Consider the following 21,334-nt stretch of genomic DNA (forward strand, 5'->3'; position numbering starts at 1 on the left):
TGCCTCTACCCTTTATTTAGTTAATTTCGGTAACTGTTAATCACGGCCGGTGCCACTATCTGCACCACTAACACCGCTAAATAGGTCAGGCCAAGCGGTATAAACTCCGCCTTGAACACCCCCAGCGCCACGATCAGCAAAACGATGGTGATCACGACCTTTAGCCCCTCGCCGATGGCGAACGACCAGGCAACCCTACCGGGCGCCGGCGTTTGCGCCTGGTGGCGCAAGGCAAACAGCATAAACATTGCACTCGGCAACCAGGCGGCGAGACCGCCTGCCAGCGCCGAAGCGCTCCATTCCGGGCTTTTCAGCCAGAAAGCAACGCTGATCAGAACAAAAGTCATTAACTGCAAAAACAGCAGTTTGCGTGCGACTTTCCCGCTGTAAAGGGACACAGACATGACGTTTGTTCTCTCCGTACCCCAGAGGGGGTATGCTGAGTGACGTATACAACTGTTTTTGCTGTCCTGAGTCAAGCAGCAAAAAACGAGCAAATTATACGGGGCATACCAACGAATTCAATCGATAAGTAGCGAAAAGGTGAACAATTATTTAAATTTCCCTATTCCAGCCTATTTTCACAAGAAAACGGTCGGAATAATAGGGCGCATTTAATTGTCTGATTATTCCAGCGTTGCGTTTAGAAACGCGAAGCCGATCACAGTAATGTCCCTTCCTGATTTATAGCCGATGGTCAACCAAACCGTCTTTAGCAATTTGAGCGATCAAAAAATTATATAAATCAAAACATTATCAGTTAACTGTTCAAAAACAATCCGTATACCCGATGAAAACCTTTTATTGACAAGCAGCGGGGCAATATTCCAACAGCCAATTAACATTAGCAGCAAACGCCAATCTTTCGCACATGATTGCTAACGTGACTATTTCCAAATGCAATTACTCTATTGTCGCTAATTAGCCGCGTTTTTTGTGTTAATAGGAAGTAAATTAACTAAAAAAAGCGACCAACTAATTAGCCTGCTTATCTTTCTGCCTGGTACTGCCTTTAATTCACGCTTGTTTGATCAAAAGCAAACTCAGTTTGCCTTAAGAATCACCAGATGGCGTTCGCCTTCCAGTTCAGGCACCTGCAGCCGCACGATAGACTCCAGGCTAACGCCTGCCGGCAGCTGCGTCAGCTCTTCATCCGGGCGTACGCCTTTCAACGCGTAAAAACGCCCCTGCCCTTTCGCCGGCAGGTGATGGCACCAGGACAGCATATCCTGCAGCGAAGCGAACGCTCGGCTGATCACGCCATCGAACGGTGGCTCGGCCGGAAACTCCTCAACGCGGCTCTGCACCGGCTCGATATTGTTCAGGCCCAGCTCATGCTGCACCTGACGCAGGAAACGCACGCGCTTGCCCAGGCTGTCGAGCAGCGTGAAATGCGCGTCCGGGCGCACGATCGCCAGCGGAATGCCCGGCAAGCCAGGGCCGGTGCCGACATCGATAAAACGCGAGCCCTGCAGATGCGGGTTGACCACGATGCTGTCGAGGATGTGGCGCACCAGCATTTGCTGCGGATCGCGCACCGACGTGAGGTTATAAGCCTTGTTCCATTTATCCAGCATGCCGACATAGCCCAGCAGCTGCTGTTTCTGCTGATCGGGCAGCTCAATGCCTGCTGCCGCAAGCAGCGAGTCTAATTTTTTTTGCACAACGGATCCTCTGGCAGGCGCTGAACGACCAGCGGATGGTTAGCTGGCGCAATGAGGCGACTATGATAATTCAGGGCGCAAGTGATGTCAGCGGCCGTTTGGCTACGGGATGAACAAACGGCCGCCTGGATGCAAGATTTATGCGCTGCGGCGCAGCAGTCCCTGCTTTTTCAGCCAGATCAGCAAAATCGAGATCGCCGCCGGCGTAATGCCGGAGATGCGCGAAGCCTGGCCGATGGAGTTCGGTTTGTGATCGTTCAGCTTGGCGATCACCTCGTTCGACAGCCCCGAAACCTGACGGTAATCGAGATCCAACGGCAACACGGTGTTCTCGTTGCGCTGCTGTTTTTCGATCTCTTCCTGCTGGCGAGCGATGTAGCCTTCGTATTTGACCTGGATCTCGACCTGTTCGGCGGCTTGTACGTCGTCCAGCGGCGGCGCGAAGGCGTCGGTGCCGGTCAACTGCGCATAATCCATCTCAGGGCGGCGCAGCAGCTCTTCGCCGTTTGCTTCACGCGACAACGGTGCTTTCAGCAGCGCATTGACCTGTTCGACGTTCTCGGCGTGCGGGTGCATCCAAATGTCGCGCAGGCGCTGACGTTCGCGTTCGATTCGCTCCAGCTTCTCGCTGTAACGCGCCCAACGCACGTCGTCCACCAGGCCCAGTTCACGGCCTTTTTCCGTCAGGCGGAGATCGGCGTTGTCTTCGCGCAGCATCAGACGATACTCGGCGCGTGAGGTAAACATGCGGTACGGTTCTTTGGTGCCGAGGGTGCTGAGGTCGTCCACCAGCACGCCCAGGTAAGCCTGATCGCGACGTGGCGCCCAGCCTTCCTGTTCGTCGGCGAAGCGCCCGGCGTTCAAACCGGCCAGCAGGCCCTGTGCAGCGGCTTCTTCATACCCGGTAGTGCCGTTGATCTGGCCGGCGAAGAACAGCCCTTGAATGAATTTACTTTCCAGCGTCGGCTTCAAATCGCGCGGATCGAAGAAATCGTACTCGATGGCGTAACCAGGGCGAATAATACGCGCGTTCTGCATGCCTTCCATCGAACGGACGATCTGCATCTGCACGTCGAACGGCAGGCTGGTGGAGATCCCGTTAGGGTAAATCTCGTTGCTGGTCAGGCCTTCCGGTTCGAGGAAGATTTGGTGCGCGTTGCGATCGGCAAAGCGCATCACCTTGTCTTCGATCGACGGGCAGTACCGTGGGCCGATCCCTTCGATGATCCCGGCATACATCGGGCTGCGATCGAGGTTATTGCGGATCACGTCATGGGTTTTTTCATTGGTATGGGTGATGTAGCACGCCATTTGTTCCGGGTGTTGGCTGGCATCGCCCAGGAACGAGAATACCGGCACCGGCGTATCGCCGTGTTGTGGCGCCAGTACGCTGAAATCGATAGTGCGGGCGTCGATGCGCGGTGGCGTACCGGTTTTCAAGCGGTTAACGCGCAGCGGCAGTTCTCGCAAACGCTGCGACAGCGAGATTGAAGGAGGATCCCCGGCGCGGCCGCCGCTGTAATTCTCCAGGCCAATATGGATCTTGCCATCCAGGAAGGTGCCTACGGTCAATACCACCGCCTTGGCGCGGAATTTCAGGCCCATTTGGGTGACGGCGCCCACTACGCGATCGTTTTCGACGATCAGATCCTCAACGGGTTGTTGGAAGATCATCAGGTTGGGCTGGTTCTCCAACGCGGTACGGATCGCCTGGCGATACAGTACGCGATCCGCCTGAGCGCGCGTGGCGCGAACGGCTGGGCCTTTGCTGGCGTTTAGTATCCTAAACTGGATGCCGGCATGGTCGATCGCCATCGCCATCAGGCCGCCGAGTGCATCAATTTCCTTAACCAGATGCCCTTTACCAATACCGCCAATCGCCGGGTTGCAAGACATCTGTCCCAGCGTATCGATATTGTGTGTCAATAATAAAGTCTGACGTCCCATGCGTGCCGCGGCCATGGCGGCCTCGGTCCCTGCATGGCCACCACCGATGATGATGACGTCAAATTGATCTGGATAAAACATGGAACTGCACCTCGCCGTATTGCGAACGATCGTTATTTGCCCTGGGGTGGGGGATTCTACTCAAGTTTAGACGATCGACCAAGTGGTCAGGATCGTCGGTAATTAAAAGAAGATCTTTTTTATTTAAAGATCTCTTTATTAGATCTCTTATTAGGATCGCGATCCTCTGTGGATAAGTGACTATTCACGATGAAGATCAGCAGATTAAGGAGGATCGTTTGCTGTGAATGATCGGTGATCCCGACGCAGATAAGCTGGGATCTAAAAGGCTTGTTATGCACAGGACAAAAAGCGCACTACGGTTGTTATTGGGATAACTACGGCTTTTACCCTGCTTTTAAGTATAGTTATCCACAATCGTTCGCACGATCTTTAGGCAAATTAGAGTAAATTAATCCAGTTTTTTACCCATTCCTCGGCCGGATCCTCGGGAATTTCATGTTCGGTCACGTCGATCTCAAGACGATCGCCGATCCTTTTCGCGCCTCTGGCGATCAACAGATCGTCGATCTGCTTGATCGCACCGCAGAAGGTGTCGTATTCCGAACTGCCCAAACCGACGGCGCCGAACTGCACCTCGGAAAGATCCGGCTGTTGTTCGGCGATCTGCTCCAGCAACGGCTGAAGGTTATCCGGCAGTTCGCCGGCGCCGTGCGTGGAAGAGACCACCAGCCAGCGACCGGTCAACGGCAGCTCATCCAGTTCAGGGCCGTGCAGCATCTCGGTAGAGAAACCCGCGTCTTCCAGCTTTTCAGCCAAATGTTCAGCCACGTATTCGGCGCTGCCAAGCGTACTGCCACTGATCAGAGTAATGTCTGCCATGAACCAACGATCCCAACCTTCTCACTCAAAGTGGCTGCATTGTACGCTGTGAATCGGCTGGGATCTACCTGTGGATAATGTGGGTATGCAATTTGGCGGGTTATGGCACGATGGTGCGCATAATGGGGTTCTGCAGCGAGATCAGCGTTTCGGTAGATTGGATCTCGTCGATGGTCTGGATCTTGTTGATAAGTACCTGTTGCAGCGCGTCGATCGATCGGCACATCACCTTGATAAAGACGCTGTAGTGGCCGGTGGTGTAATAGGCTTCCACCACTTCTTCCAGGCTTTCCAGCTTCTTCAGCGCCGAAGGATAGTCTTTGGCGCTCTTTAATATGATGCCGATAAAACAGCACACGTCGTAGCCCAGCTGTTTGGGGCTGACGTCGATGCGCGCGCCGGTGATGATCCCGGCCTGTTTCATCTTCTCTACCCGCACATGAATGGTGCCGGGGCTGACGGCGAAGTTTTTCGCCAGTTCGGCGTACGGTGTGCGCGCGTTGTCCATCAGAGCGTTGAGGATGCCGCGATCGAGATTATCGATCTGATAAATTTCCGCCATTTAATCCCCCATTAATTAACGATTGTTGAATTCTGTCCGGGTAAAAATGAACGATTAAAAGTGAAAAGGCAATATTGATTAGTGGATATTGAATTAGCGTATCATTTTGTTGCTTAATCGATGGCAACAGAGACAGGTTTACAAGAGATACGGCAATGAAAAAACAGTTTATCCAAAAACAACAACAAATCAGCCAGGTCAAATCCTTCTTCTCCCGCCAGCTGGAGCAACAGCTCGGTCTGATCGAAGTGCAGGCCCCGATCCTCAGCCGTTTGGGCGATGGCACGCAGGATAACCTCTCCGGCAGCGAGAAAGCGGTGCAGGTTAAGGTCAAAACCCTGCCGGACGCCACCTTCGAAGTGGTGCATTCACTGGCGAAATGGAAACGCAAAACCCTGGGTAGCTACGATTTCGGCGCCGGCGAAGGCCTGTACACCCATATGAAGGCGCTGCGCCCGGATGAAGATCGCCTGACGCCTATCCACTCGGTGTACGTCGATCAGTGGGACTGGGAGCGGGTGATGGGCGACGGTGAGCGCAGCCTGGACTACCTGAAAAGCACCGTGCGCAGCATTTACGCCGCCATCAAGGCGACAGAGGCGGAAGTCAGCCGCGAGCATGGTCTGACTCCGTTCCTGCCGGAACAGATCCACTTTGTGCACAGCGAAACCCTGCTGCAGCGCTACCCGGATCTGGACGCCAAAGGGCGCGAGCGGGCGATCGCCAAAGAGCTGGGCGCGGTATTCCTGATCGGCATCGGCGGCAAGCTGTCGCACGGCAAATCGCACGATGTGCGGGCGCCGGATTATGATGACTGGACCACGCCGGCGGCGGATGGCCTGGTGGGCCTGAACGGCGACATCGTGGTGTGGAACCCGGTGCTGCAGGATGCTTTCGAGCTGTCCTCTATGGGCATCCGCGTCGACGCCGCCGCGCTGAAACATCAGCTGGCCCTGACCGGCGATGAAGAGCGCATGAAGCTGGAGTGGCACCAGTCGCTGTTGCGCGGCGATATGCCGCAGACCATCGGCGGCGGCATCGGCCAGTCGCGTTTGGTGATGCTACTGTTGCAACTGTCGCATATCGGCCAGGTGCAGTGCGGCGTGTGGTCGCCGGAAGTGCGCGGGGCGGTCGAAGGCCTGCTCTAACCGCCTAGCGCCGCCAGCGGCGCATCAAACGGCTTTTCAGCCCGGTATCGAAGCGCCAGATATGATCGAAGATGCGCATGATGCCGGGTTTGCCGTAGGCGGACATCGCCACCGCATGGAAACGCTGCTGGTGGCTTTGCTGCTGCTGTTTCACCTTCTTTATTACCTCCTCCGGCAACCGCTGGGCGATAAAATCGGAAATGATCACCGCATCGGCGTCGAACCAGCCGCTTTCCGCCATTTTGGTGACGGTGGCGTTCAGGCAGGCCGCCAGATCGGTGCCGCCGCGAAACTGCTGGCCGAGAAAGCGCACCGCTTGTTCGATGCCGCTGGCGGCGGTGAGTTCGTAATGCACGATCTGGTTGGCGAACAGCATGATGTAGCAGCGGCGGTTGTCCGCCAGCGCAATGCGCAGCAGCGCCAGGCAGAACGCCTTGGCGCACTGTTCGTTGAAACCGCCCATCGATCCTGAGGTGTCCACGCAGACGATAAACGGCCCAGCGTGGCCGGCACCTGTACCATGACCCTGAACGGTTCGGGCTGCGCGTCCTGTTGCTGCACTGCCTTGGCCTGATAGCTGCGGCCCAGCTGCTGCGCCAGCTTTTTCAGCTCCGGCTGCTGCTGCAAAAAGTTGCCGTACTCCACCAGCCGTTGGTAATCGCCGCGCTGCAGCTGGCCTTTGCTCATGTCCCACAGCCTGCCGGCGGCGGTGTCGTTTTCCGACAGCAGCGGCTCCAGCGCGCCGCTCAGCGCCAGGCGCTCCTGCAGTTCCGCCATCAGCTGCTCGCGCTCTTGTTCCAGCAGCTGGTGGTGCAGCATGGTGGCCTGCAGCGTCAGGCTGATGCGCCAGCGCTGCAGGAACAGGGTTTGAAAGCTGTCGTCCAGCGGATGGTTGGGCAGATCGGCAGCGTCCACCAGCGCGCGCGCCTGTTCATAAAACGGCGAGACCAGCTGGCGCAGCAGCTCCATCGTGTCGTTGAGGTTGTGATAGAACTGGGTGTTGTTCTCCAGCTGGCACTGTTGGTAGCGGTCGCCAGCGCCGGCGGCACCATGGCCTCCTGCAGACGCTCCTTGAGCTGCAGTTTCCAGCGTGGCAGATCGCGATCCAGCGCCCGGCGAATGGCCGGAAACTTTTTAAAGAACACCGACAGCTGCGGCGCCGCCAGCATGCCGACGATCATCTCCTCGATCATCTCGCCTTCGGTGATCGCCAGCAGCAGATCGAGCGTCTCCAGACTGAGCATGGTTACTGGCCGCGCATTTGCTGCAGTTGCTGTTTAACCTGCTCTGCCACTTGCAGCAGACTGGCTTCGATCTTGGCCAGGCCGGCGGCGGGGGTGAACAGACAGGGCTGATGCTGGCTGAAGGCGCGGCGCTGTTCCGCCAGGCGCTGGGCCAACGCGTCCATTTCATCCAGCAGCGCCTGCGGCGTGGCGGTGGCCTGTTTGCCCGGCAGCGCCAGCAGCGAAGGCTGGCGGCTGACGTCCAGCACCGTCAGGTGCAGTTGGTCGTCGACCTCCAAATCGATCGGCTGCGCGAAGCCGATGCCGTTCAGCTTGGCGCGCACGTCGCCGCCTTTTTGCAGCCAGTTATCCAGCACGCTGCTCTCGATGCTCAGATGGTTGACCTGAATGTCATGCAGCTGCAGCGGTTTTTGCAGCAGCAGAGTGAGAGTGCCGCCGGCGAACGGCGTGGCCGGTGCGTATTGCGGTTTGCGGCTGAACATGCCGCCCTTTTTCACCAGGCTGATGGCCTGCCGATCGCTTTGTTGTTGCTGATCCTGCAGCCAGCGGGTATGGATTTGTTGCAACTGGATCAACATCGACTGCTGCTGATAGGCCGATTCGGTCAGCAGCTGATCGATCTGCTGTTGCAGCAGCTTCAGCGAGGTGAGATCGTGCCACAGGCAGTCTTTCAGCAGCATCAGGTCGAGCGGGGCGATGGCGTCGCGCCCGCTGAAGAAGGCGCAGGCCTGCAGCAGGCGCAGGGCCTTTTTCCAGCGTCGGTCGGAGACGTACGGCGCCTGTTCCAGCGCGTCCAGCCGCTGACGCAGCTGGAAAATCAGCTCAAAGCAGGCTTCCGGCAGCGCCACCTTGTCGATCTGCGGTTGCCACTGCAGAAACTCTTCGTCGCTGACGCTCAGCGCCGCCGGCACCGGGTTTTGGCTCTCGTTCTGGCGGTTGACCAGCAGCGAGCGGAAATTCTGTTTATCCTGCACCTTGTCCAGCCACAGGCGGATCAGCATGCGGTCATATAAGGCTTCGAGGCTGTTGTCCGCTTCGGGCAGTTCGTTGGAGGCGGTGACCAGCAGGCGCAGCGGGATCGGTTCTTCGCTGTTGCCGTTGCGAAAGCGCCGTTCGTTGATCGCCGTCAGCAGGGTGTTGAGGATCGCCGGGCCGGCCTTCCAGATTTCGTCCAGAAACACGATCTCCGCTTCCGGCAGGTAGCCGGCGGTCAGGCGCTGATAACGCCCTTCATCTTTCAGCGCCTGAATAGAGAGCGGGCCGAAGACCTCTTCCGGCGTGGAAAATCGCGTCATCAGGTATTCAAAGGAGCGGGCGTTGCGGAAGGCAAACTTCAGCCGGCGCGCGATCAGGCTCTTGGCGATGCCGGGCGGGCCGAGCAGGAATACGCTTTCGCCGCTCAGCGCCGCCAACAGGCACAGGCGGATCGCTTCTTGCCGCTCATAAAGACCGCTCTCCAGCGCGCTGCTGAGGCGGGAAATTCGTTCTGCCAGAAGGGATGATGGCGTCATATAATTGTCGCATTGTCCGAGAGTTAGCCAATCTTGGTCGATAATCCGATGATAAACCACCATTATTTTTAGTGGTATAGCTTATTGATTAGTAATATTTTTCTAAGTTGTGCCGGATATCCGGTTCACATTTTGTTTATTTTTCGGCTCTGATATAAGGGTAGGCAAGCCGTATAAATGGTGCATACTGTGCGGCTTTCTGGTGGGCGTGACGGATCTTTGAGCCCGTATTTTGCCTGATGCGGATGCATCGCTAACGGATGTTCTGATAAAGAAACGAATTATGAGCGCAGAGCATAAGCAGTCCTTATCGGCGGTAACCCTGGCGGCCATCGGCGTGGTCTACGGTGATATCGGCACCAGCCCTCTCTATACGCTGAGAGAGTGTTTCTCCGGCCATTACGGCTTCGATGTTCGTCCTGACGTGGTTTTCGGCTTCCTGTCGCTGATTTTCTGGATGCTGATCGTGATCGTTTCCCTCAAATATCTCACCTACGTGATGCGCGCGGACAACGCCGGCGAGGGCGGTATTCTGACGCTGATGTCGCTGGCCGGGCGCAACACCTCGGCGCGCACTACCGCGGTGCTGGTGATACTGGGCCTGATCGGCGGCAGCTTCTTCTATGGCGAGGTGGTGATCACCCCGGCTATCTCGGTGATGTCGGCGATCGAGGGGCTGGAAATCGCCGCGCCTGCGCTTGACGCCTATATCGTGCCGCTCTCCATTCTGGTGCTGACGCTGCTGTTCGCCATTCAAAAGCACGGTACCGGCAGCGTCGGCAAGCTGTTCGCTCCGGTGATGCTGCTGTGGTTCATCGTGTTGGCGGTGCTGGGCGCACGCAGCATCATTTCGAATCCGGAAGTGCTGCAGGCGCTGAACCCCAAATGGGCGCTCAACTTCTTCATGGAATATAAGAAGGTGTCGTTCTTCGCGCTGGGGGCGGTGGTGCTGTCGATCACCGGCGTCGAGGCGCTGTATGCCGATATGGGGCACTTCGGCAAGTTCCCGATTCGCCTGGCCTGGTTCACCGTGGTGTTGCCATCGCTGGTGCTCAACTACTTCGGCCAGGGCGCGCTGCTGCTGAAAAACCCGGAGGCGATCAAAAACCCGTTCTTCCTGTTGGCGCCCGACTGGGCGCTGATCCCGCTGTTGATTCTGGCGACCCTGGCGACGGTTATCGCCTCGCAGGCGGTAATTTCCGGCGTCTTCTCGCTGACCCGTCAGGCGGTGCGTCTTGGCTATCTGTCGCCGATGCGCATCATTCACACCTCGGAAATGGAATCCGGCCAGATCTATATTCCGGTGATCAACTGGACGCTGTACATCTCGGTGGTGCTGGTGATCATCGGCTTCGAACACTCCAGCAATCTGGCGGCGGCGTACGGCATCGCCGTCACCGGCACCATGGTGCTGACCAGCATTCTGGTCACCTCGGTGGCGATCAACAACTGGCACTGGAATCGCTTCCTGGCGATCGGCATCGTGACCATCTTGCTGATCATCGACGTGCCGATGTTCTCCGCCAACGCCCTGAAGCTGTTCTCCGGCGGCTGGTTGCCGCTGACCTTGGCGCTGGTGATGTTCATCATTATGACCACCTGGAAGAGCGAGCGCTTCCGCCTGCTGCGCCGCCTGCATGAGCACGGCAACTCGCTGGAGGCGATGATTGCCTCGCTGGAGAAATCGCCGCCGGTGCGGGTGCCGGGTACCGCGGTGTTCATGTCGCGCGCCACCAACGTCATTCCTTTTGCGCTGCTGCACAACCTGAAGCACAACAAGGTGCTGCATGAGCGCGTGGTGCTGCTGACGCTGCGCACCGAGGATGCGCCTTACGTGCACAACGTGCGTCGGGTGACCATCGAACAGCTGTCGCCGACCTTCTGGCGGGTGGTCGCAAGCTACGGCTGGCGCGAAACGCCGAACGTCGAGGAGGTGTTCCACCGCTGCGGGTTGGAAGGATTGCCGTGCCGCATGTCGGAGACCTCGTTCTTCATGTCCCATGAATCGCTGATCCTCACCAAGCGGCCGTGGTACCTCTACCTGCGCGGTAAACTGTTCGTCGCCCTGAGCCGCAATGCGCTGCGCGCGCCGGATCAGTTTGAGATCCCGCCGAATCGGGTCATCGAGCTCGGCACGCAGGTCGAGATCTAACCCGCCTGATAAGGGGCTCAGCATGGCTGAGCCCCTTTTGTTTGTGCTTTGTCCGCGCGTGAACGAAACGTTTCGATAACGATCACACTTCTGCATTGTCCCGGTTGCCTTCCCCTGCCGTTTTTTTAAACTCCCTCAGAGAGCGAAACGTTTCGCTAGCGGAGTGAGAAGATGAAAAAAGGCGTATTACTGAATTCCGACGTGTCTGCCGTGATTGCCCGGCTGGGGCATACCGACCAGCTCACCCTGTGCGACGCGGGCCTGCCGATACCGGCGGAAACGCAGCGCATCGATCTGGCGCTGACGCAGGGCGTGCCGACCTTCCTGCAGGTGTTCGCGGCGGTCACGCAAGAGATGCAGGTAGAAAGCGCCATCCTGGCGGAAGAGATCGTGAAACAGAATCCGCCGCTCCACGAGGCACTGTTGGCTGAACTGACCGCACTGGGCCAACGCCAGGGTAATACCATCAGCGTGCGCTATATCAGCCATCAGGCGTTTAAAGCACAAACCGGGCACAGCCGGGCGGTGATCCGCAGCGGGGAGTGTTCGCCTTACGCGAACGTGATCCTGTGCGCCGGCGTAACTTTCTGAGGCGCGTATGCAACCTTTACTGCAACTGAAAGGGATTGATAAAGCCTTTCCCGGCGTGAAGGCGCTTTCCGGCGCTGCCCTCAGCGTCTATCCCGGCAAGGTGATGGCGCTGGTGGGAGAAAACGGCGCCGGGAAGTCCACCATGATGAAAGTGCTGACCGGCATCTATCAGAAAGACGCCGGCAGCCAGTATTTTCTCGGTAAAGAGGTGGCGTTCAACGGGCCTAAGGACTCGCAGGAAGCGGGCATCGGCATTATCCATCAGGAGCTGAACCTGATCCCGCAGCTGACGATTGCGGAAAACATCTTCCTCGGCCGCGAGTTCGTCAACCGTTTCGGCCGCATTGACTGGAAGCGCATGTACGCCGAGGCCGATCGCTTGTTGGCGCGTCTCAATCTGCGCTACAGCAGCCACCGGCTGGTGGGCGAGCTGTCGATCGGCGATCAGCAGATGGTGGAGATCGCCAAGGTGCTGAGCTTCGAATCGAAAGTGATCATCATGGACGAACCGACCGATGCGCTGACCGACACCGAAACTGCCTCGCTGTTCAAGGTGATCAACGAGCTGAAGGCCGAAGGGCGCGGCATCGTGTATATCTCGCACCGCCTGAAAGAGATTTTTGAAATCTGCGACGACGTGACCGTATTCCGCGACGGGCAGTTTATCGCCGAGCGGCCGGTGAGCGAGCTGCAGGAAGATTCGCTGATTGAGATGATGGTCGGCCGCAAGCTGGAAGAGCAGTACCCGCGCCTGGATTTGCCGCGCGGGGAAAAACGGCTGGACGTCAGCCACCTTTCCGGCCCCGGCGTTGAAGACGTCAGCTTTACGCTGTATCGCGGCGAGATCCTCGGCGTGGCCGGGTTGATGGGCGCCGGGCGCACCGAATTGATGAAAATCCTGTACGGCGCCGCCCCGCGCAAGGCCGGCACCGTCAGCCTGGACGGCCGCGACGTGGTCACCCATTCGCCGCAGGACGGGTTGGCGAACGGCATCGTCTATATCTCGGAAGACCGCAAGCGCGACGGCCTGGTGCTGGGCATGTCGGTGAAGGAAAACATGTCGCTGACCGCGCTGCGCTATTTCAGCCGCGCCGACGGCAGCCTGAAACAGGCCGACGAGCGGCAGGCGGTGGGGGATTTCATCCGACTGTTCAATATCAAAACGCCGTCGATGGAGCAGCCGATAGGTCTGCTTTCCGGCGGCAATCAGCAAAAAGTGGCGATCGCCCGCGGCCTGATGACCCGACCGAAGGTGCTGATCCTCGATGAGCCGACGCGCGGCGTCGATGTCGGCGCCAAAAAAGAGATCTATCAGTTAATCAACCAGTTCAAGCAGGAAGGGCTGAGCATCATTCTGGTGTCTTCGGAAATGCCGGAGGTGATGGGCATGAGCGATCGCATTCTGGTGATGCACGAAGGGCATCTCAGCAGCGAGTTCCCGATTGAACAGGCCACCCAGGAAGCGTTGATGGCGGCAGCCGTCGGCAAGCAATACGGCGTAAAGCAGGAGTAATCAGATATGAGTTCCCAGACTATCGCAGCTAAGCGCTGGTTCAGTAAAGAGTGGCTGTTAGAGCAGAAGTCGTTGATTGCGCTGCTGGTGCTGATCGCCGTGGTCTCTTCCATGAGCCCGAACTTCTTCACCCTGAACAACCTGTTCAATATTCTGCAGCAGACCTCGGTGAACGCCATCATGGCGGTGGGGATGACGCTGGTGATCCTCACCTCCGGCATCGATCTGTCGGTGGGATCGCTGCTGGCGCTGACCGGCGCGGTGGCGGCGTCGATCGTCGGCTTTGAGGTCAACGCGCTGGTGGCGGTGGCGGCGGCATTGGCGCTGGGCGCCGCGGTTGGCGCCTGCACCGGGATGATCGTCGCCAAAGGCAAAGTGCAGGCCTTTATCGCCACGCTGGTGATGATGCTGCTGCTGCGCGGCGTCACCATGGTGTACACCAACGGCAGCCCGGTCAACACCGGTTTCACCGACGTGGCCGACACCTTCGGCTGGTTCGGCATCGGCCGCCCGCTGGGCGTGCCCACGCCGATCTGGATCATGGCGATCGTGTTCATCGCCGCCTGGTATATGCTGCATCATACGCGCCTGGGCCGCTATATTTATGCCCTGGGCGGCAACGAAGCGGCGACCCGCCTCTCCGGCATCAGCGTCGATAAAGTGAAGATTATCGTTTACTCGCTGTGTGGCCTGCTGGCGGCGCTGGCCGGGGTGATTGAAGTGGCGCGCCTGTCGTCGGCGCAGCCGACCGCCGGCACCGGCTATGAGCTGGACGCCATCGCCGCCGTGGTGCTGGGCGGTACCAGCCTGGCCGGCGGCAAGGGCCGCATCGTTGGCACGCTGATCGGGGCGCTGATCCTCGGCTTCCTGAACAACGGCCTGAATTTACTGGGTGTTTCTTCCTACTACCAAATGATCGTGAAGGCAGTGGTGATACTGCTGGCGGTTCTGGTAGATAACAAAAGCAACAAGTAACCTCCCCCTACAGGAATCACGATGATGAAAATGAAAAAACTGGCAACCTTAGCTTCCGCCATCGCGCTGAGCGCCACCCTGAGCGCCAATGCCATGGCCAAAGACACCATCGCGCTGGTGGTGTCCACCCTCAACAACCCGTTCTTCGTCTCGATGAAGGACGGTGCGCAGCAAGAGGCCAACAAGCTGGGCTACAACCTGGTGGTGCTGGATTCCCAGAACAACCCGGCGAAAGAGCTGGCCAACGTGCAGGATCTGATGGTGCGCGCGCCCAAGCTGCTGCTGATCAACCCGACCGACTCCGACGCGGTGGGCAACGCTATCAAGATGGCCAACCAGGCTAAGATCCCGGTCATTACGCTGGACCGCGTGGCGAGCAAGGGTGACGTGGTGAGCCACATCGCTTCGGATAACCGCGTGGGTGGCAAAATGGCCGGCGACTTCATCGCCAAGAAAGTGGGTGCCGATGCCAAGGTGATTCAGCTGGAAGGCATCGCCGGCACTTCTGCCGCGCGTGAACGCGGTGAAGGCTTCAAACAGTCGCTGGATCAGAATAAATTCAAACTGTTGGCCAGCCAGCCGGCCGACTTTGATCGCACCAAGGGCCTGAACGTGATGCAGAACCTGCTGACCGCGCACCCGGATGTGCAGGCGGTGTTCGCTCAGAACGATGAAATGGCGCTGGGTGCGCTGCGCGCGCTGCAAACCGCCGGTAAAACCGACGTGATCGTGGTAGGCTTCGACGGCACCGCCGACGGCGTGAAAGCGGTCGAAGGCGGCAAGCTGGCGGCGACCGTGGCGCAGCGTCCCGATCAGATCGGCGTGATCGGTGTGGAAACCGCCGATAAAGTGCTGAAAGGCGAAAAAGTGCCGGCGACCATTCCGGTCGATTTGAAACTGGTCACTCAGTAAGTCATACCAGCGCCATCGGAACGGGGCGTTTACGATGGCGCGCAATTCAGGAATCAATGCGATGGAAACAGGTAAGCTGGTGGTTCTTGGCAGCATCAATGCCGACCATATACTCAATATTGAACAGTTCCCCCACCCGGGCGAAACGGTGATCGGGAAACAGTATAAGGTGGCGTTTGGCGGCAAGGGCGCGAATCAGGCGGTAGCGGCCGGGCGCAGCGGGGCGGAGATCGCCTTTATCGCCTGCGTGGGCGCCGACGACATCGGCGAACGTGTCCGCCGGCAGCTGGCGAGCGATCGCATTGATACCCAACCGATTGAAGCCATCGCCGACAGCACCACCGGCGTGGCGCTGATCTTCGTCAACGCCGAAGGCGAGAACGTGATCGGCATCGATGCCGGCGCCAACGCCGCAGTGACGCCGGATTACCTGGCGCGCTACCAACAAAAAGTGATCGATGCCGACGCTTTGCTGATGCAGTTGGAGTCGCCGCTGGAGACGGTGATCGCCGCCGCCCGCTTGGCGAAGCAGTATCACACGCAGGTGATCCTCAACCCGGCCCCGGCGCGTGAGCTGCCGGACGAGCTGCTGGGCATGATCGATATGATCACCCCGAATGAAACTGAAGCCCAGCGCCTGACCGGCATCGTCGTGGACAACGACGCCGATGCGGCGCGCGCGGCGCAGGCGCTGCACGACAAGGGTATCGCGACGGTGATCATCACCCTTGGCAGCCGCGGCGTGTGGCTGAGCGAAAACGGCAACGGCAAACTGGTGCCCGGCTTCAAGGTGCAAGCGGTGGATACCATCGCCGCCGGCGATACCTTTAACGGTGCGCTGGTCACTGCCCTGTTGGAAGGCAAGATCATGGCCGACGCGGTGCGTTTCGCCCATGCCGCGGCGGCTATCGCCGTGACCCGCCCTGGCGCGCAGCCTTCGGTGCCGTGGCGTGAAGAGATCGACGCCTTCTTGCAGCAGCAGGGGTGATCCTTTGGCCACCATGAAAGATGTCGCCCGCCTGGCGGGCGTTTCAACCTCTACCGTTTCGCATGTGGTCAACAACAATCGCTTTGTCAGCGACAGCGTGCGCGACAAGGTCATGGCGGCCGTGGAACAGCTGAACTATGCGCCTTCCGCGCTGGCGCGCAGCCTGAAGCTCAATCAGACGCGCACCATCGGCATGCTGGTGACCGCCAGTAACAACCCGTTTTATGCCGAAGTGGTGCGCGGCGTGGAGCGCAGCTGCTATGAACGCGGCTACAGCCTGATCCTGTGCAACACCGAAGAAGACGCCGCGCGCATGAACCGCAGCATGGAGACGCTGTTGCAAAAGCGCGTCGACGGTTTGCTGCTGATGTGCACCGAAAACCACCGGCCATCGCAAGATGCCCTGAGCCGCTACCCGTCACTGCCGATCGTCATGATGGACTGGGCGCCGTTCGAGGGCGCCAACGACATTATTCAGGATAACTCGCTGCTGGGCGGCGAGATGGCGACCGATCATCTGATCGCCTGCGGCTACCGCAAGATCGCCTGCATCGCCGGCCCGCAGGATAAAACCACCGCTCGTCACCGACTGGAAGGCTATCGCAACGCGATGCGGCGCGCCGGACTGCCGGTTCCGCCAGGGTATGAAGTGCATTGCGACTTTGAGTTTGAGGGCGGCGTGAACGCCATGCGCCAACTGCTGACGCTGGACGAGCCGCCGCATGCGGTGTTCGCCGGTAACGACGCGGTGGCGGTGGGCGTTTATCAGGCGCTGTATCAGGCCGGGCTTTCCGTGCCGCAGGATATGGCGGTGATGGGCTACGATGACATTGAGTTGGCGCGTTATCTGGCGCCGCCGCTGAGCACCATTCATCAGCCGAAGGATTCGCTGGGCGAACTGGCGATCGATGCACTGATCAACCGCCTGCAAAACCCGGAGCGTGCGCCCCAGGTGCTGGTGCTGACGCCCGAGCTGGTGGAGCGCGCCTCGGTGGGCCGCCGTTAACTCGCCGCCTTCGCTTCTTTCTTGCTTTCCTGGCCGCTGATCAAATTGCGGCCATCCTTCCTTCTCAGCAACATAAACACCAGCGCCGACGCCACGGTGACGATCCCCATGGTGATAAAGGTGTAGTGGAAGTGGTCGATCATGGTGCCTAACGACAGGGATTCGTAAAAACGCAGCACCGCTGCGCTGATTGCCACGCCGAAGCTGATGGACAGCTGCTGGGTGACCGCCAGGACGCTGTTGCCGGCGCTGGCGTTGGCGTCGTTCAAATCCGCCAGGCTGATGGTGTTCATGGCGGTGAACTGGGTGGACATCGCCATGCCCAGCACGAACAGCGGCAGGATCATCAGCCACAGCGGCATGCCCGGGCTTTGCAGGGCGAACTGGGCGATCAGTACCCCGATGATAACGGTGATGCCGACCAGCGTTTTACGGTAGCCGAACCAGCGCAGCACCTGAGTGACGGTGGATTTCGCCATCAGCGAGCCGATGGCGGTCGGCGCCATCATGCAGCCGGCGACGATCGCCGTATAGCCGAATCCCACCTGCAGCATGAGCGGCATTAAAAACGGCACGCAGCCAGTTCCCAGCCTCGAGGCGACGTTGCCGGCGATACCGACCGAGAAGGTGCGGGTTTTGAACAGGTCGAGACCGATCAGCGGCTGAGGATGGCGGCGTGCGTGCGCGATATAGCCGAACAGCATCACGAAGCCGCTGAGCAGAATACCCAGCGAAACGTAGCTCGCCAGCACCCGCTCGCCAAACAGCTCAAGCCCGGTAGAGATCAGCACCAGGCTCAGGCCGAACAGCATGAAGCCAAGGAAATCGAAGCGGCGCTTGGGCGTGGTGAAGTCCGGCATGTACTTGCGCGCATAGAAGATGCCGAGCAGGCCGATAGGGATATTGATCAGGAAAATCCAGTGCCAGGTGGCGTAGGTGACCAGCCAGCCGCCCAGCAGCGGCCCGAGAATCGGCCCGACCAGGCCGGGCATGGTGACGAAGTTCAGCACCGGCAGCAGTTCGCTGCGCGGGTAGGCGCGCAGCAGCGCCAACCGTGCAACCGGCATCATCATCGCGCCGCCGATGCCTTGCAGCACGCGAGAGGCGACCAGCACGCTTAACGTAGGGGACAGGGCGCACAGCAGCGAGCCAAGGGTGAATAACGTCACGGCGAAGATGAACACGCGGCGGGTGCCGAAGCGGTCCGCCAGCCAGCCGCTGACCGGGATCAGCATCGCCACCGTCAGCGTGTAGCTGATGACGGCCGATTGCATCGCCAGCGGTGAACGCCCCAGGCTTTGGGCGATAGCCGGCAGCGCGGTGTTAAGGATAGTGGCGTCCAGCGCCTGCATAAAGAACGCCATTGCGGCGATCCACGGTAGTCCTGCCATACTGCGCGCGGATTGGGTCATGGTCGGTCCTGGTTAAGTGGTCGTCTGTCCCTCGTCTCTTTCTTCTATATATAAGCGGGGAGCGTGTCTAGTCTTTCTCTTTCAGCAGTACCTGGCAGGCGACGAGCGCGCCGGCGCTGTCCCCGGCGAGTATCGCATCGACGATAGCCTGATGATGGCGCAGCTTGATCACTTCATTGCCGGTGATGGCGCGGAAGTAGCTTTGGTACACCGAACTGAATAGGTTGGCGAACGAGGTCAGGAACGGGTTGCCGCTGGCCTCGTAGATGAGCTGGTGGAATTGGGTATCGACTTGGATCCAACGCTCGCGATCAAACTGGGTATGCAGCGCGCGCATTTCCGCCATCAGCTCCGCCAGCAGCTTGGTTTGCTGCGGGCTGGCGTGGTTTGCCGCCAACGCGCAGGCCTGCGGCTCCAGAGAGGTGCGCAGGATAAGGAAGTGTTGCATCACCTGATCGAAGTTTTCCCGCGTCATCCACCAGGTCAGTAAATCCTGATCGAGAAAATTCCATTGGCTTTGCGGCATTACGCGGGTGCCGATGCGCGGGCGCGGCAACAACATGCCTTTGGCGGCTAACATCTTTACCGCTTCGCGTACTGCGGTGCGGCTGACGCCGAATTGCTCACCCAGTTCCATTTCACCGGGCAGGATGCTGCCGGCCTGATAATCGCCCGCCAGAATTTGTTGGCCGAGTTTCTCTGCGAGCAGATAAGAAAGATTGCGTTGGGCGGCCTGTTGTTGTGCATTTAGCGGCATGGCTGCGGGTCCTTACTGACATCATTATTTCTATTTTACTCCAGTGATCGCCAGCTTTTATGGCTGTTTGCCGGAAAAAGTGACATAAATTCGTCGCTTTTTCGCCCTTTTGTTGAAAAAAAGCGCGCTTGAAAAGTTTTTTGCAATTAGGGGTTGCGGCCCGCCGAGAACTCCCTATAATGCGCCTCCACTGACCGGGAACAACGACTGACAAGCCGCCGGGTCAGCGAGAAGAAAGCGAAATAAACGCTTGACTCTCTGGGTGAAAAGCGTAATATACGCAGCCCGCGCCGATGAGTTTCTCGGCACTGCTCTTTAACAATTTATCAGACAATCTGTGTGGGCACTCCACAAGACGATATCCAGCATCTTCGGATGCAAAAAAATATCAAGTCTTGAAGAGTGACTAACTGAAGTAAAATTCATGCAGTAAATCTTTGAGCATCGCTTCTCGAGTGGAAGCAAATCAAGCTTTTAATTGAAGAGTTTGATCATGGCTCAGATTGAACGCTGGCGGCAGGCTTAACACATGCAAGTCGAGCGGTAGCACAGGGGAGCTTGCTTCCTGGGTGACGAGCGGCGGACGGGTGAGTAATGTCTGGGAAACTGCCTGATGGAGGGGGATAACTACTGGAAACGGTAGCTAATACCGCATAACGTCGCAAGACCAAAGAGGGGGACCTTCGGGCCTCTTGCCATCAGATGTGCCCAGATGGGATTAGCTAGTAGGTGGGGTAATGGCTCACCTAGGCGACGATCCCTAGCTGGTCTGAGAGGATGACCAGCCACACTGGAACTGAGACACGGTCCAGACTCCTACGGGAGGCAGCAGTGGGGAATATTGCACAATGGGCGCAAGCCTGATGCAGCCATGCCGCGTGTGTGAAGAAGGCCTTCGGGTTGTAAAGCACTTTCAGCGAGGAGGAAGGTGGTGAACTTAATACGTTCATCAATTGACGTTACTCGCAGAAGAAGCACCGGCTAACTCCGTGCCAGCAGCCGCGGTAATACGGAGGGTGCAAGCGTTAATCGGAATTACTGGGCGTAAAGCGCACGCAGGCGGTTTGTTAAGTCAGATGTGAAATCCCCGGGCTCAACCTGGGAACTGCATTTGAAACTGGCAAGCTAGAGTCTCGTAGAGGGGGGTAGAATTCCAGGTGTAGCGGTGAAATGCGTAGAGATCTGGAGGAATACCGGTGGCGAAGGCGGCCCCCTGGACGAAGACTGACGCTCAGGTGCGAAAGCGTGGGGAGCAAACAGGATTAGATACCCTGGTAGTCCACGCTGTAAACGATGTCGATTTGGAGGTTGTGCCCTTGAGGCGTGGCTTCCGGAGCTAACGCGTTAAATCGACCGCCTGGGGAGTACGGCCGCAAGGTTAAAACTCAAATGAATTGACGGGGGCCCGCACAAGCGGTGGAGCATGTGGTTTAATTCGATGCAACGCGAAGAACCTTACCTACTCTTGACATCCAGAGAACTTAGCAGAGATGCTTTGGTGCCTTCGGGAACTCTGAGACAGGTGCTGCATGGCTGTCGTCAGCTCGTGTTGTGAAATGTTGGGTTAAGTCCCGCAACGAGCGCAACCCTTATCCTTTGTTGCCAGCGGTTCGGCCGGGAACTCAAAGGAGACTGCCAGTGATAAACTGGAGGAAGGTGGGGATGACGTCAAGTCATCATGGCCCTTACGAGTAGGGCTACACACGTGCTACAATGGCATATACAAAGAGAAGCGACCTCGCGAGAGCAAGCGGACCTCATAAAGTATGTCGTAGTCCGGATTGGAGTCTGCAACTCGACTCCATGAAGTCGGAATCGCTAGTAATCGTAGATCAGAATGCTACGGTGAATACGTTCCCGGGCCTTGTACACACCGCCCGTCACACCATGGGAGTGGGTTGCAAAAGAAGTAGGTAGCTTAACCTTCGGGAGGGCGCTTACCACTTTGTGATTCATGACTGGGGTGAAGTCGTAACAAGGTAACCGTAGGGGAACCTGCGGTTGGATCACCTCCTTACCTAAAGATATTAGTTCGAGTGGCGTGCTCAC

General features: G+C 58.2%; 16 protein-coding genes, 1 rRNA gene and 1 pseudogene. 9 read left to right on the forward strand and 9 right to left on the reverse strand.

Features of this window, described 5'->3' with window-relative positions; genetic code table 11:
• Nucleotides 1–20 precede the first annotated feature (20 nt).
• From atpI to asnC, 5 genes are all read right to left on the reverse strand, one after another.
• Nucleotides 21–404 carry a F0F1 ATP synthase subunit I gene (gene atpI / locus GF111_RS12995; protein WP_025304739.1) on the reverse strand — a complete coding sequence of 128 codons (384 nt, stop codon included), beginning with the start codon at nt 402–404 and terminating at the stop codon, nt 21–23.
• A 639-nt stretch (nt 405–1,043) separates the two neighbouring features.
• Nucleotides 1,044–1,664, reverse strand: a complete 621-nt coding sequence (gene rsmG, locus GF111_RS13000) for a 16S rRNA (guanine(527)-N(7))-methyltransferase RsmG (protein WP_047729585.1) — start codon at nt 1,662–1,664, stop codon at nt 1,044–1,046.
• 138 nt (nt 1,665–1,802) lie between these two features.
• Nucleotides 1,803–3,692: a tRNA uridine-5-carboxymethylaminomethyl(34) synthesis enzyme MnmG gene (mnmG, locus tag GF111_RS13005; protein WP_147190048.1), complete on the reverse strand. Its 1,890-nt coding sequence runs from the start codon at nt 3,690–3,692 to the stop codon at nt 1,803–1,805.
• A gap of 381 nt (nt 3,693–4,073) precedes the next feature.
• Nucleotides 4,074–4,514 (reverse strand): FMN-binding protein MioC, encoded by a 441-nt coding sequence (gene mioC, locus GF111_RS13010; RefSeq protein ID WP_016929621.1) that lies wholly within the window; start codon nt 4,512–4,514, stop codon nt 4,074–4,076.
• Nucleotides 4,515–4,614: 100 nt separating this feature from the next.
• Nucleotides 4,615–5,076: a transcriptional regulator AsnC gene (gene asnC / locus GF111_RS13015; RefSeq protein ID WP_004933786.1), complete on the reverse strand. Its 462-nt coding sequence runs from the start codon at nt 5,074–5,076 to the stop codon at nt 4,615–4,617.
• 155 nt (nt 5,077–5,231) lie between these two features.
• Here asnC and asnA point away from each other — a divergent pair, with 155 nt between their 5' ends.
• Nucleotides 5,232–6,224 (forward strand): aspartate--ammonia ligase, encoded by a 993-nt coding sequence (gene asnA, locus GF111_RS13020; RefSeq protein WP_038876043.1) that lies wholly within the window; start codon nt 5,232–5,234, stop codon nt 6,222–6,224.
• A gap of 4 nt (nt 6,225–6,228) precedes the next feature.
• Here asnA and GF111_RS13025 read toward each other — a convergent pair.
• Nucleotides 6,229–7,468, reverse strand: a pseudogene (locus tag GF111_RS13025) (ATPase RavA stimulator ViaA).
• A 2-nt stretch (nt 7,469–7,470) separates the two neighbouring features.
• Complete coding sequence (gene ravA / locus GF111_RS13030) at nt 7,471–8,979, reverse strand: ATPase RavA (RefSeq protein WP_048232264.1); 1,509 nt, start codon at nt 8,977–8,979, stop codon at nt 7,471–7,473.
• 283 nt (nt 8,980–9,262) lie between these two features.
• Between ravA and kup the strand changes: the two genes are divergently transcribed.
• The 7 genes from kup (at nt 9,263) to rbsR (ending at nt 17,116) form a co-directional block, all read left to right on the forward strand.
• Nucleotides 9,263–11,131, forward strand: coding sequence for a low affinity potassium transporter Kup (gene kup, locus GF111_RS13035; protein ID WP_038876047.1), 1,869 nt, complete (start codon nt 9,263–9,265; stop codon nt 11,129–11,131).
• Between the two features lie 171 nt (nt 11,132–11,302).
• Nucleotides 11,303–11,722, forward strand: a complete 420-nt coding sequence (gene rbsD, locus GF111_RS13040; RefSeq protein ID WP_038876048.1) for a D-ribose pyranase — start codon at nt 11,303–11,305, stop codon at nt 11,720–11,722.
• A gap of 7 nt (nt 11,723–11,729) precedes the next feature.
• Nucleotides 11,730–13,235, forward strand: coding sequence for a ribose ABC transporter ATP-binding protein RbsA (gene rbsA / locus GF111_RS13045; protein WP_134267610.1), 1,506 nt, complete (start codon nt 11,730–11,732; stop codon nt 13,233–13,235).
• Nucleotides 13,236–13,241: 6 nt separating this feature from the next.
• The gene (rbsC, locus tag GF111_RS13050) at nt 13,242–14,210 is read left to right on the forward strand and encodes a ribose ABC transporter permease (protein ID WP_047729589.1); all 969 of its coding nucleotides are present in this window, start codon (nt 13,242–13,244) and stop codon (nt 14,208–14,210) included.
• A 24-nt stretch (nt 14,211–14,234) separates the two neighbouring features.
• Entirely contained in the window at nt 14,235–15,122 is an 888-nt protein-coding gene (gene rbsB / locus GF111_RS13055) for a ribose ABC transporter substrate-binding protein RbsB (protein ID WP_025160300.1), read from the forward strand.
• A gap of 61 nt (nt 15,123–15,183) precedes the next feature.
• Nucleotides 15,184–16,110 (forward strand): ribokinase, encoded by a 927-nt coding sequence (gene rbsK / locus GF111_RS13060; protein ID WP_147190046.1) that lies wholly within the window; start codon nt 15,184–15,186, stop codon nt 16,108–16,110.
• 4 nt (nt 16,111–16,114) lie between these two features.
• Nucleotides 16,115–17,116: a ribose operon transcriptional repressor RbsR gene (gene rbsR / locus GF111_RS13065; protein ID WP_038876052.1), complete on the forward strand. Its 1,002-nt coding sequence runs from the start codon at nt 16,115–16,117 to the stop codon at nt 17,114–17,116.
• Here rbsR and mdtD read toward each other — a convergent pair.
• Together mdtD and GF111_RS13075 are read right to left on the reverse strand one after the other, a co-directional pair.
• Nucleotides 17,113–18,528, reverse strand: a complete 1,416-nt coding sequence (gene mdtD / locus GF111_RS13070) for a multidrug transporter subunit MdtD (RefSeq protein ID WP_015379462.1) — start codon at nt 18,526–18,528, stop codon at nt 17,113–17,115. The genes rbsR and mdtD overlap by 4 nt on opposite strands.
• A gap of 67 nt (nt 18,529–18,595) precedes the next feature.
• Nucleotides 18,596–19,285 carry a FadR/GntR family transcriptional regulator gene (locus GF111_RS13075; RefSeq protein WP_033636503.1) on the reverse strand — a complete coding sequence of 230 codons (690 nt, stop codon included), beginning with the start codon at nt 19,283–19,285 and terminating at the stop codon, nt 18,596–18,598.
• 475 nt (nt 19,286–19,760) lie between these two features.
• On the opposite strand from GF111_RS13075, the gene GF111_RS13080 reads away from it, so the two are divergent.
• Nucleotides 19,761–21,302, forward strand: a 16S ribosomal RNA gene (locus GF111_RS13080).
• Nucleotides 21,303–21,334 lie beyond the last annotated feature (32 nt).

Source organism: Serratia sp. HRI, assembly GCF_010119335.3.
GTDB classification, from domain to species: Bacteria; Pseudomonadota; Gammaproteobacteria; order Enterobacterales; family Enterobacteriaceae; genus Serratia; species Serratia nevei.